This window comes from Streptomyces sp. NPDC101152, from assembly GCF_044768275.1.
Classification (GTDB): Bacteria; Actinomycetota; Actinomycetes; order Streptomycetales; family Streptomycetaceae; genus Streptomyces.
The window spans coordinates 68,255-80,928 of record NZ_JBIWPO010000008.1; the positions used below are offsets into that span (position 1 = coordinate 68,255).

At 72.5% G+C, this 12,674-nt stretch carries 7 protein-coding genes; 3 read left to right on the plus strand and 4 right to left on the minus strand.

The genetic code is table 11. The annotated features are described in order from the left end of the window. Positions 1 to 279: 279 nt before the first annotated feature. Positions 280 to 3,114 (plus strand): glycoside hydrolase family 3 C-terminal domain-containing protein, encoded by a 2,835-nt coding sequence (locus ACIRVK_RS13115; RefSeq protein WP_404246240.1) that lies wholly within the window; start codon positions 280 to 282, stop codon positions 3,112 to 3,114. 122 nt (positions 3,115 to 3,236) lie between these two features. Here ACIRVK_RS13115 and ACIRVK_RS13120 read toward each other — a convergent pair whose 3' ends face one another. The 3 genes from ACIRVK_RS13120 to ACIRVK_RS13130 all read right to left on the minus strand — a co-directional run bounded on the left by ACIRVK_RS13120 (position 3,237) and on the right by ACIRVK_RS13130 (position 8,653). Further along, the gene (locus tag ACIRVK_RS13120; protein WP_404246242.1) at positions 3,237 to 4,682 is read right to left on the minus strand and encodes an aldehyde dehydrogenase family protein; all 1,446 of its coding nucleotides are present in this window, start codon (positions 4,680 to 4,682) and stop codon (positions 3,237 to 3,239) included. Positions 4,683 to 4,818: 136 nt separating this feature from the next. Further along, complete coding sequence (locus tag ACIRVK_RS13125; protein WP_404246244.1) at positions 4,819 to 6,429, minus strand: PucR family transcriptional regulator; 1,611 nt, start codon at positions 6,427 to 6,429, stop codon at positions 4,819 to 4,821. A gap of 112 nt (positions 6,430 to 6,541) precedes the next feature. Next, positions 6,542 to 8,653 (minus strand): ATP-binding protein, encoded by a 2,112-nt coding sequence (locus ACIRVK_RS13130; RefSeq protein ID WP_404246246.1) that lies wholly within the window; start codon positions 8,651 to 8,653, stop codon positions 6,542 to 6,544. A gap of 281 nt (positions 8,654 to 8,934) precedes the next feature. Here ACIRVK_RS13130 and gabT point away from each other — a divergent pair, with 281 nt between their 5' ends. Beyond that, a complete protein-coding gene (gene gabT / locus ACIRVK_RS13135) occupies positions 8,935 to 10,269 on the plus strand; it encodes a 4-aminobutyrate--2-oxoglutarate transaminase (RefSeq protein WP_404246248.1) in 1,335 nt (444 codons plus the stop codon). Between the two features lie 140 nt (positions 10,270 to 10,409). Beyond that, positions 10,410 to 11,237: a phosphatase PAP2 family protein gene (locus tag ACIRVK_RS13140; RefSeq protein WP_404246250.1), complete on the plus strand. Its 828-nt coding sequence runs from the start codon at positions 10,410 to 10,412 to the stop codon at positions 11,235 to 11,237. Positions 11,238 to 11,240: 3 nt separating this feature from the next. Here ACIRVK_RS13140 and ACIRVK_RS13145 read toward each other — a convergent pair whose 3' ends face one another. Continuing rightward, positions 11,241 to 12,668 (minus strand): NAD(P)/FAD-dependent oxidoreductase, encoded by a 1,428-nt coding sequence (locus ACIRVK_RS13145; protein WP_404246252.1) that lies wholly within the window; start codon positions 12,666 to 12,668, stop codon positions 11,241 to 11,243. Positions 12,669 to 12,674: the final 6 nt, after the last annotated feature.

Genomic DNA, 12,674 nt, shown 5'->3' on the forward strand with positions numbered 1-12,674 from the left:
CTGCGGTGTCTCGAGTGGAACTGGCTGAGCTGAAGCGACCTTTCGACGACTGCGGGCGGCACCCAGTAGTCGAAGCGCTTCGATGTTGCTGTGAGGTTAGGTGAACGCCTGGGGGTGCACAAGGGTCGATTCCAAGATTCCTCGGGGCGTGCACAGACGACCTCTTCTTATGCGGCGCATGAAGTAACCGTGTTCGTGTCTTGACACCCGCCCATCCGTCGAATGAGCATCGAAGCGCTTCGAAAGCGTTCCGTCGCTCCATCGCAAGGGGATCCCCACGTGACCGAACTCGCGCCGCACACCCCGCCGTTCCGCGATCCGCAGCTGCCGTTCGCGAAGCGCATCGACGACCTGCTGGAGCGGCTGACGCTCGACGAGAAGATCTCCTTCCTGCACCAGTTCGCGCCCGCCGTCGAGCACCTGGGCATCGACGCCTTCCGCACCGGCCAGGAGGCCCTGCACGGTGTGGCGTGGATGGGTCCGGCGACGGTCTTCCCGCAGGCCGTGGGACTCGGCGCGACCTGGAACACCGATCTCGTACGCCGGGTCGGCGAGGCGGTGTCGAGAGAGGTCCGTGCGATGCGCGCCACCGACGACCGCGTGGGCCTCAACGTCTGGTCGCCCACGGTCAATCTCCTGCGCCACCCCCTGTGGGGCCGCAACGAAGAGGGCTACTCCGAGGACCCGAAGCTGACCTCGGCGATCGCCACGGCGTACACCCACGGCCTGCGCGGCGAGCACCCGACGTACTGGCGCACGGCGCCGGTCCTCAAGCACTGGCTGGCCCACAACAACGAGACGGACCGGGCCACTTCGTCGTCCTCGGTCCGCCCGCGCGTCCTGCACGAGTACGACCTGCGCGCCTTCCGTGAGACGGTCGAGGCGGGCGCGGTGGCCGGCGTGATGCCCGCGTACAACCTGGTCAACGGCCGCCCCAACCACGTGTCCCCCTACCTGCGGGAGCACTTGCGCACCTGGACTCAGGAGGACCTGCTGGTCTGCTCGGACGCGGGGGCGCCCTCGAACCTGGTCGACTTCGAGCACTACTACGGCACCCACGAGGAGGCGACGGCCGCCGCGCTGCTCGCCGGGGTCGACAGCTTCACCGACCACGGGACCGACAGCACACAGATCGTCGGGCGGGTCCGCAAGGCCTACGAGCAGGGCCTGTTGACGGAGGCCGACATCGACACGGCGGTGCGCAGACAGCTCTCCGTCCGGTTTCGTCTCGGCGAGTTCGACCCGCACCACGACCCGCACGCGACCACCGGCGAGTTCGACACCCCGGCGCACCGCGCGCTGGCCCAGGAGGCGGCGGAGCAGGCGATCGTGCTGCTGAAGAACGACGGCCTGCTGCCGCTCGCCCCCGACACCCGCGTGGCCGTGGTGGGCCTGCTGGCCGACGAGTGCAAACTCGACTGGTACAGCGGCACGTTGATCCACCGCTCCACTCCCCTGGAGGGCCTGTACGAGCGGTTCGGCGCCGAACGCGTGGAGTTCTCGGAGGGCGTGGACCGGGTGCGCCTGAGGACGTCGGCGGGTGAGTTCCTCCATGTGCCGCAGGCCGAGGCCGACGACGAGGTTCGGGGCGCGGAAGGGGCGTTGGACCCGGCCCTCCTCGCCGGCCGCACCGACCTCCCGCCGCTGACCACCGACCCGGCCGGCACCGAACTCGCCCTGGTCGACTGGGGCGAGGGCCTGCTGACGCTCCGCGCGCCCGACGGCCGGTACCTCTCCGTCGCCGAGGACGGCTACGTCCGCGCCTCGGCGGACCAGCCCGGCGGCTGGGTCGTCCAGGAGACGTTCCGCCTCGAGCCCCATGACAACGGCCACCTCCTCAGGCATGTCGGCACGGGTCGCCACGTCTGTGTCACCGCCGACGGAGTGAAGGTTGCCGACGGGAATCCGGACATCTTCGAGCTGATCGTCGCCGAACGCGGTGAGGAGGCCGTGAGAAGGGCCGCGGAGCAGGCGGACGTGGTCCTGGTCGTGGCGGGCAACGACCCGCACATCAACGGCCGCGAGACCGAGGACCGTACGACGCTGCGCCTGCCCGAGCACCAGGAGCGGCTGCTGCGCGCGGCCCGGGCCGCGAACCCGCGCACGGTCCTGGCGCTGGTCTCGGCGTACCCCTACACCGTGCCGACGTCCTCGCTCCCGGCGGTGCTGTGGACCGCGCACGGCGGCCAGGCGGCCGGCACCGCGCTCGCCCGGGTCCTGTCCGGCGACGTCTCCCCCGCCGGCCGCCTCCCGCAGACCTGGTACGAGAGCGACGCCGACCTGCCCGGCCTGCTGGACTACGACGTGATCGGCGGCCGCCAGACCTACCTGTACTTCGAGGGCACGCCCCTGTTCCCGTTCGGCCACGGCCTGTCCTACGCGACCTTCTCCTACGGTGAGTTGACCGGCCGAGCGGAGGACGGCACGCTGCACGTGTCCTTCACGGTCGCCAACTCCGGTGACATGACGGCCGACGAGGTCGCCCAGCTCTACACCCGCGCCGTGGAGCCGGCCGTGCCGCGGCCGCGCCGGGAGCTGATCGCGCACCGTCGCATCACCCTGGCACCGGGCGAGAAGGCGGAGCTGAGCTTCCAGATCCCGCTGTCCGCCTTCGCGTTCTGGGACGTGGCGCGGGGCGGGTGGCGTCTGGAGCCTGGCCCCTACGAGCTCCTGGCCGGCGCCTCCAGCGAGGACGTCCGGCTGCGGACGACGGTGGTTTTGGACGGCGAGCCCGGCGCCCCGCGTCCCGTGCTGCCGCGGGGGCTGGAGGCGGCCGACTTCGACGAGCAGAGCGGGGCGGCGATCGTCGACCGGACGAAGGCGGCGGGCGACGCGGTGACGCCGGAGCCGAACCGGATCGCCGAACTGGTCTACCGGGACTGCGACTTGGGGGACGGCGCCACCGAGGTGACGGTGACGGTCGCCGGCGAGGGCACCGTCGAGCTGTCCCTGGACGGGGGCGCGGTCCTCGCCGAACTCGGCGCGCAGGCGCCCACCTCGGGCCCGTACGACTACACCACGCTCGGCGCCCCGATCGCCGCGGAGGGCGTGCACGACGTGCACATCAGGCTGCGCGGCCCGCTGCGGCTCGCGCGGGTCGGCTTCTCCGGTTGAGGGTCCGGAGCAGGCCGGCCGAAAGAAGGGGCCCGGCACCGGAAGGCAGCGGTGCCGGGCCCCTTCGGGGAGCCTATGTGAAAATGGTTCCCATTAGCTAGAGTCTGGCCGGAGCCGTGGGCTCAGAGAGCCAGCCCGGTCAGCACCAGCACCCGCTCGTAGGTGTAGTCGTCCATCGCGAACTTCACGCCCTCGCGGCCCACGCCGGACTGCTTGGCGCCGCCGTACGGCATCTGGTCGGCACGGTAGGAGGGGACGTCGCCGATGACGACGCCGCCGACCTCGAGGGCGCGGTGGGCGCGGAAGGCGGCCTGCAGGTCGTGCGTGAACACACCTGCCTGGAGGCCGTACTTGGAGTCGTTGACGGCCGCGAAGGCCGCGTCCTCACCGTCCGCCTTCTGCACGGTCAGGACGGGACCGAACACCTCCTCGCAGGAGATGGTCACGTCCGCCGGTACGTCGGTGAGGACGGTCGGCGCGTAGGAAGCGCCGTCGCGGTCGCCGCCGGTGAGCAGGGTCGCGCCGGCCTCGACGGCCTCCTTGACCCACGCCTCGACGCGCTTGGCGGCGTCCTCGCTGACCAGCGGGCCCACGTCGGTCTTGTCGTCGCTCGGGTCACCGGTGACCTGGGCCTCGACGGCGGCGACGATACGCGGCAGCAGACGGTCGTACACCGAGGCGTCGGCGATGACCCGCTGGACGGAGATGCAGGACTGGCCGCCCTGGTAGTTGGAGAAAGTGGCGATACGGGTGGCGGCCCAGTCGAGGTCGGCGTCGCTCGCGTAGTCGCCGAGGACGACGGCCGCGCCGTTGCCGCCGAGCTCCAGGGTGAGGTGCTTGCGCGGGACCGAGTCCATGATCGCGTAGCCGACCTTGTCGGAGCCGGTGAAGGAGATGACAGGCAGCCGCTCGTCCTGGACCAGGGCGGGCATCTTGTCGTTGGCGACCGGGAGGATGCTCCAGGAGCCGGCCGGCAGGTCGGTCTCGGCGAGCAGGTCGCCGATGATCAGGCCGGAGAGCGGGGTGGCCGGGGCCGGCTTGAGGATGATCGGTGCGCCGGCCGCGATCGCCGGGGCGATCTTGTGGGCGCAGAGGTTGAGCGGGAAGTTGAAGGGCGCGATACCGAGGACGGCGCCCTTGGGGAAGCGGCGGGTCAGCGCGAGCCGGCCCTGGCCGCCGAGGTCGGTGTCGAGCCGCTGGGCCTCGCCGCTGTTGAAGCGCCGGGCCTCCTCGGCGGCGAACCGGAACACGGAGACGGCACGGCCGACCTCGCCGCGCGCCCACTTGACCGGCTTGCCGTTCTCGGCGGAGATCAGCCGGGCGATCTCCTCGGTGCGCTCCACGAGCCGGCGGCTGACGTGGTCCAGCGCGGCGGCGCGGACGTGCGCGGGCGTCGCGGCGAACTCGTCGCGTACGGCGTGTGCGGCGGCGACGGCCTCCTCGACCTGCGCGTCGGTCGGCACGCTCACCTTGCCGACCAGGCGGCCGTCCCACGGGGAGGTCACGTCGAAGGTGTCCTCGCCGGTGACCTGGCGGCCGGCGAGCCAGAAGGCGGTGGTGGAAGTCATCAGGGGTCCCGGCCCTTCCGTCGGGTGTACAGGGGTTCGGGTCCACGGTAGGGCGGCGGGGGCGGGGGTGCGTTTGTCCGGGGTGTAGTGGTCCCAGGGGTTGATGCTCCGCTTTGGCAGACGCCGATTGCGGCGGCTACTCCGACGACGTCGCCTTCAGTGCCAGCCACAGCTCCATGCGTACGTCCGGGTCGTCCAGCGAGCGGCCGAGGATCTCCTCGACGCGCCGCATGCGGTAGCGCAGGGTGTGCCGGTGGACGCCGAGGTCCGCCGCCGCCGCGTCCCACTGGCCGTGCCGCGACAGCCAGGCCCGCAGCGAGGCCACCAGGTCGCCCCGGCCGGTCGCGTCGTGCTCGTACAGCGGGCGGAGCAGGCCGTCCGCGAAGGCCCTGACCGCGTCGTCGGCCAGCAGCGGCACCACCGAACCGGACGCCAACTGCTCATGGGCCACCTGGACGCGGCCCCGGCGCCGGGCGACCGATATGGCCTGCTCGGCCTGCTTGTAGGCGGCCGCGGCGGCGATCGGGCCGACCGGCGCCGACACGCCGACCACCAGCTCGTCCTCCTCGCCGCCCGGCTGCTCCGCGGCCGTCCCGGACCGCGCGGCCTCCACGGCCGCCGCGTACGCGCCGCAGGCCGCCAGGGCCGCGCCCTCGTCCGAGGCGAGCACCACCAGCCGCTCCCCCTCGGGCACGACCAGCAGCGCCTCCCCGGCCCGCGCCGCCGCCGACTCCATGGTCTCGGCGAGCGCGACCAGCGGATCGCCGTTCGTGCCGTCGGCGGCGGCCCGCGCCGAGGACGCCGGGGCCGTCTCGGCGACGATCAGCCTGAAGGGGGCGTCCAGGAGACCGCCGTACAGGTCACCGGCGACGGCGCGCGCGTGGTCCGGTTCGCCGGCGAGCAGCATCCGCAGCACGGCCGCGCCGAGGCGCTGCCCGGCGGCGTGCAGGGAGCGGGAACGTTCGGTGGTGAGCGTGAGCAGGGCGATCGCCGAGTGCACCGCGTAGCGCTCCGCCGTGCCGAGCGCCGACGCGGTCCCCACCGCCAGCGCGGCCCTGGGCCCGCGGCCCGTGCCGAGCGAGTGGAGTTCCACCCGGTCCTCGTTCTCCGGGCCGCCCACCACCGAGGACGCCGGTGCCGGCCGGTCGCGCAGTCGTTGCACGTCCGCCGTGAGCCGCGCGGCCCGTCGTCCCGCCCACTCCGGCGCGGTGGCCACGACGGCGCCCGAGGCGTCGTACAGCGCCGCCCAGCCGTCGACCTGCGCGGCGAGCGCGGCGAGCAGCCCCTCCGGGCCCTCGGCGAGCGCGTGCTTGGTCAGTTCGCGCTGGGCGGCGAACCCGGCCGTCACCGCCCGGTACTGGTCGGCGGCGATCGCCGCGGAGACGGCCTTGCTGATGGCGAGGAAGGGCGTGCGGCGCGGCACCTCCAGCAGGGGCAGCCCCGCCTCCTGTGCCGCCTCGACCAGCGCGGCGGGAATCTCCTCGTAGTTGACGCCGACGGCGAACCCGAGCCCGACGACCCCCGCCCCGACCAGCCGCTTCACATACCGCCGCATCGCCTCCGGGTCCTCCGCGTCCAGCTTCAGCGCGGTGATCAGCAGCAGCTCGCCGCCCTCCATGTACGGCACGGGGTCGGCGAGTTCACTGACGTGCGCCCAGCGGACCGGCACGTCCAGACGGTCCTCGCCCGCGCGCACGGTCAGCTTGAGCGCGGAGTGGTGGACGAGCGAGGCGAGCGTCGGGGGCATGGGGCCTTCAGGTCTGTGGGGGCGCCGTGGTCCTTGTGATCGGTTGGCCGCCGTGTATGAGCAGCCTATGCCGATTCCGCCGCGACGTACGGTCGGCTTCAGCTCGTCGGCTTCATCCCCTCAGGTCCACCAGCAGGGGCGGCGCGTGCTCTCCCTTCACGTTCGTCAGTGACAGCACCGCGTGCCCCGGCGGAACGCCGTGCGCCAGCTCGGACGCCGACCACCGTTCCCGTTCCACCTGGCGGACGGTGACGGCGCGCTGGGTCGGCGCCTTGCCGGTGATCACCCGCCGCAGCATGTGCAGGGCCTTCCCGGCGGGTGTCTCCGCGATGATCTGCCGGTCGGTGACGTCCCGCGCCTCGATCCACTCCTTGCCCCACACCTCGGCGAAGTCCTGCCCGTCCCACGGGGTGAGCCCGGACAGGGCCATACGGCACCCGGTGGCGCCGAGCAGCGGTGTGCGCAGCGGCCTCGGCACGTCGTCCAGGGTGCGCAGTGTCAGCACCACGCCGGCGTTGGCCGACCGCAGCCGCTGGATCGCCCGTACCGCCTCCGGCGTGACGACACCCGTGGCGTCGTCCAGCACCAGGCAGGCGAACAGCGACCGGTCCTCCCGGGCCGCCACGCTCGCCGTGAACTGCGCCAGCACCAGCCGCGCGAGCATCCGCGAGGCGTCCGCGTGCCCGCGTTCGGGCAGGTCGATGCGGACCCGCACCGGATGGTCGAGCGCCTTGAGGGTGAAGGGCTTCGACTGGCCCGAGGTGTCGAAAAACCCGGCAAAGGCGGGCCGGTCGAGCAGCGCCACCCGGTCCGCGAGCACCGGCGCCACATCGCCGGGCTGCCCCGACTGCCGCACCCGCGCGTCCAGTTCCCGGATCAGCGACTCCTGCCCGGAGCCCTGCAGCGCCGTGCGCAGCTCGTCCAGCGGTCCGGGCGCCCCGTCGAGCAGTTGCCGCAGCTCCGGCACGGAGGGAAAGCGGTCGTGGACCGCGCGGAACGGGCCGAGCAGCTGGGCCAGCACCGTGGTCGAGCGCCGGCCGTCACCGCCGGGGTGCGGGTCGGCAAGGTCCCCGACCAGCGCCTCGGCGAGCACCGCGGCGGCCTCGTCGGGGTCGGCGGTCCCCCCGTACAGGTCCAGGTCGTACACGGACTCCGGGTTCCCGATCCGTACGACGACGTCGTAGGCGTCGACCGGTCCGAGCCCGGCGCCGGCCGCGCCGACCACGACGACCGCGGCCCGCCCGGCGAGGGCGTGCAGGCACAGCGACTCGGCGAGCGGCCGGACCACCGTGCCGGTCTTGCCGGAGCCGGCCGGTCCGACGGCGAGGAGGGAGGTGCCGAGCAGGTCGGGGCCGAGGCCCAGACCGGCGCCTCGGTAGGCGTACGGATTGCGGGGATCGTCGGCGGTGGTGCCGAGCCGTACCTGGCCGGTGAGCAGGTCGTGCCGGGCGATGCGGGCGGGCAGGTCGCGTTCGCCGGAGGGGTGCAGGCAGGCGGCGGCGCCGTCCTGGAGCACGGCCGAGGTGAACGTGGCGAGGCTGAACCGGCCGCTGCGCACGCCCTGCCAGGCCCGGGCGATCCGCGCGTGGTCGACGTCCCGCATCCTTCCCGCCCGCGCCTCGGCGGCGAGCCGGTCGGCGGCGTCGACGGCACCGGCCGCACGGAGCTGCGGCCACTCGGCGGGGTCCTCGGCCGGGGCCGGGACCGCCTGCTCCCGCTCGGGGCTGCGGCGCAGGTGCGGGGCGACGAAACGGCGCCAGATCTCACCCCATCGGCCCAGGCGGCCGACGGCGATCATGATGAGGAAGGCGACGAGCAGCTCGTAGCCCTCATAGACGAGGTAGTTGACGACCTCGCTGCTCCCGCCGCGCCAGGAGGCCGGGACGATCAGCTTGAACGGCAGCAGCCACCACTCGCCGACATAGCCGTTCTGGAGCAGCGACCAGACCAACCAGCCGACGAGGAAGGCGATCACCGCGCCGCTGATCAGCTGGCGGGTGGGGATCTGCTCCGGTTCCTCCTTCGCCCGGGGCCGGTGCCCGAAGCGCCACACGCCCGGCAGCGCCTCCGGTCGCGGTGCCCTGAGCCACGTCAGGAACGCCGAACTGTCGGGAAGCGGCGGCACCGACGGCGCCTGCGTGGGCCTCGGTGGCACGGCCGAGCGTGCCCGCGGCACAGGATTCGCATGCGTACCCCGCGCGTCCTGCGTCCCGTCGCTGTCCATCACCCTCGCTCCCTGACCAGCCGTTCCGTCCACCTTCAGCGGTCAATCTAACGCCCACGCCAGGGGAGTTCACCGATTGCGGGAGGAGCGGCGCCAGACGGTTACCGGCGGTCCGGTCCGGTGGCGCGTCGCCCGGCCCCGCGCGCCGCTATGTCCACCGCGGACAACCCGATGCGCCGACAACGCCCACATGGAGCATGCCCACCCCCCTCTCCCCGTCCTAGCCTGCGAGAAAAGAAGGCAACAGACAGCAAGTCCGCAATTCCCCCCAGGAGCCCGTCATGAGCGCACTTCCGCAGGAGCGCCGCGTCGTCACCGCCATCCCCGGTCCGAAGTCGCAGGAACTGCAGGCCCGCCGTACCGCGGCGGTCGCGCAGGGTGTGGGCTCCGTGCTGCCCGTGTTCACCGCGCGCGCGGGCGGCGGAATCATCGAGGACGTCGATGGCAACCGGCTCATCGACTTCGGTTCCGGCATCGCGGTGACCTCGGTGGGCGCCTCCGCCGAGGCCGTCGTACGCCGGGCCTCCGCGCAGCTGGCCGACTTCACCCACACATGTTTCATGGTCACCCCGTACGAGGGCTACGTGGAGGTCGCCGAGGCCCTCGCCGAGCTCACCCCGGGTGACCACGCCAAGAAGTCCGCGCTGTTCAACAGCGGCGCCGAGGCCGTCGAGAACGCCGTGAAGATCGCACGCGCGTACACCAAGCGGCAGGCGGTGGTCGTGTTCGACCACGGGTACCACGGGCGTACCAACCTGACGATGGCGCTCACCGCCAAGAACATGCCGTACAAGCACGGCTTCGGGCCGTTCGCGCCCGAGGTGTACCGCGTGCCCCTCGCCTACGGCTACCGCTGGCCGACCGGTCCGGACAACGCCGGTCCCGAGGCCGCCGCCCAGGCCATCGACCAGATCAGCAAGCAGGTCGGCCCGGACAACGTGGCCGCGATCATCATCGAGCCGGTGCTCGGCGAGGGCGGCTTCATCGAGCCGGCGAAGGGCTTCCTGCCGGCGATCCGGAAGTTCGCCTCCGACAACGGCATCGTCTTCGTCGCCGACGAGATCCAGTCCGGTTTCTGCCGGACCGGCCAGTGGTTCGCCTGCGAGGACGAGGGGATCGTCCCGGACCTGATCACGACCGCCAAGGGCATCGCGGGCGGGCTCCCGCTGGCCGCCGTCACCGGTCGCGCCGAGATCATGGACGCCGCGCACGCGGGCGGGCTCGGCGGCACCTACGGCGGCAACCCCGTCGCCTGCGCGGGCGCGCTGGGCGCCATCGAGACCATGAAGGAGCTCGACCTCAACGCGAAGGCGAGGACCATCGAGTCGATCATGAAGCCGCGCCTTTCCGCCATGGCCGAGAAGTTCGACGTCATCGGCGACGTCCGCGGCCGTGGCGCCATGATCGCGATCGAGCTGGTCAAGGACCGTACGACCAAGGAGCCCAACCCGGAGGCGACCGCCGCGCTGGCCAAGGCCTGCCACCAGGAGGGGCTGCTGGTCCTGACCTGCGGCACCTACGGCAACGTGCTGCGCTTCCTGCCGCCGCTGGTCATCGGCGAGGATCTGCTCGGCGAGGGCCTCGACATCATCGAGCAGGCGCTCGCCCGCATCTGAGTCACATGGGGGCGACCGACGGCAGGCCGTGTGAAGAAGGTGTGCGAGGTGTCTGTCGGGACGCCGTTGCGGCTGTCTTCGGCCACCGGACTGCCGTAGGTTCTACCCAGATGAGAGATACACCCCGCCCACAGGGGACTGTGGGCGACTTCAGGCCGTGGCCTCCCCAGCTACGACCTGGTCGTGCCCTCGCGCACACACCCGGAGCTTCCGGCTCCGGATCTCCTCACCGATCGGACAGTCGCCCGCCCCAAACCCCCCGGGGTGGGCGTCCATCCGATCCGATCGGCCGCCCCGGAACGACCCCCCCTGTTCCGGGGCGGCCGGCCTCCTTCCTCATCCTCCTTCTCGGGCTTCCCGCCCTCCTCTTCGCGCTGATCACCTGGCAGGTCGTCTCCGGCGGCCTGCTGCTGCGCGTCGACGAGCGGATCAGCCGCGCGGTCGTCGTGCCGAGCCGCTTCTACGGGGCCCTGTCCGACCTCGGCAACGTGACGGTCGCGGTCCCGGTGCTCGCCGTGGTCCTCGGGTACGTCGCCTGCCGCGGGCGCGCCGCGGGGACGGACCGCTGGTGGCTGGCGCCGCTCGCGGCGGCGGTGCTGATGGCGCTGGTCCCGGCGCTGGTCGTGCCGCTCAAGGAGCTGATCGCCCGCCGGGGCCCGTGGATCATGCCGGGCACCGGCTACTACCCGTCCGGGCACACGGCGACGGCCGGCGTCGCCTACGGTTCCGCGACCCTGGTCCTGCTCCCCTGGCTGAGCTCGGCCCGCTGGCGCCGCGCGCTGGTCATCGGGTACGTGGTGGTCGTTCTCGGGGTCGGCTACGGCCTGGTCCGGCACGGCTATCACTGGCCGCTGGACGTGGTGGCGAGCTGGTGTCTGTGTGCGGTGCTGCTGTCCGCGCTGTGGCTGTTCCTGGTGCGCGTCGGCCACCTCGGGGCGTCAGGCGGACGTTGGTCAACGACTGACTGACGGTCAGCTGTCGAAACCGAGTCCCAGTCTGTCCATCGTGCGCAGCCAGAGGTTGCGGCGGCCGGCGTGGGAGTCGGCGCGGGCGAGGGACCACTTGGTGAGGGCGATGCCGGTCCAGGCGAAGGGCTCGGGCGGGAAGGGGAGCGGCTTCTTGCGCACCATCTCGAGGGAGGTGCGCTCGGTCGTCTCCCCCGCCAGCAGGTCCAGCATCACCTCGGCGCCGAAGCGGGTGGCGCCGACGCCGAGGCCGGTGTAGCCGGCCGCGTAGGCCACCCTGCCCTGGTGGGCGGTGCCGAAGAAGGCGGAGAAGCGCGAGCAGGTGTCGATCGCGCCGCCCCACGCGTGCGTGAAGCGGACGCCCTCCAGTTGCGGGAAGCAGGTGAAGAAGTGCCCGGCGAGCTTGGCGTAGGTCTCGGGCCGGTCGTCGTACTCGGCGCGCACCCGGCCGCCGTAGTGGTGGACGGCGTCGTAACCGCCCCACAGGACGCGGTTGTCGGCGGAGAGACGGAAGTAGTGGAACTGGTTCGCCGAGTCGCCGAGGCCCTGGCGGTTCTTCCAGCCGACGGAGGCGAGTTGGTCCGGGGTGAGCGGCTCGGTCATCAGGGCGTAGTCGTAGACGGGCACGGTGTACGCCCGGACGCGTCTGACCAGATTGGGGAAGATGTTGGTGCCGAGCGCGACCTCGCGGGCGCGGACCGAGCCGTAGGGGGTGCGCACGGCCATCCCGGCGCCGTACGGCTTCAGAGTGAGGGCGGGGGTGTGCTCGTAGACGCGGACGCCGAGGTGGAGGCAGGCGCGCTTGAGGCCCCAGGCCAGCTTGGCGGGGTGGACCATGGCGACGCCTCTGCGGTCCCACAGACCCGCCTGGAAGGTCGGTGAGTCGACCTGTTCCCGCACCGCGTCGGCGTCCAGGAACTCGACGCCGTCGGCGAGTCCTTCGCGCTCGATCTGCTCGTACCAGTCCCGCAGTTCCCGGGCCTGGTACGTCTGCGTCGCCACGTCGATCTCGCCGGTGCGCTCGAAGTCGCAGTCCAGGCCGTACCGGGCGACCGCCTTCTCGATTTCGTCGAGGTTGCGGGCGCCGAGTTCCTGGAGGCGGTGGATCTCGTCCGGCCAGCGGGTGAGGCCGTTGGGCAGGCCGTGGGTGAGGGAGGCGGCGCAGAAGCCGCCGTTGCGCCCGGAGGCGGCCCAGCCCGCCTCCCGGCCTTCCAGCAGGACGACGTCCCGGCCGGGGTCGCGCTCCTTGGCGATCAGCGCGGTCCACAGTCCGCTGTAGCCGCCGCCGACGACCAGCAGGTCGCAGGTCTCGCCTCCGGTGAGCGCGGGCTCGGGGCGGGGCCTGCCGGGATCTTCCAGCCAGTACGGGACCGGCTGGGCCTCGGAAAGCGACTTGGTCCAGTTGTTGCCACGGCTCATGGCGCTCGGGGCCATGATTTC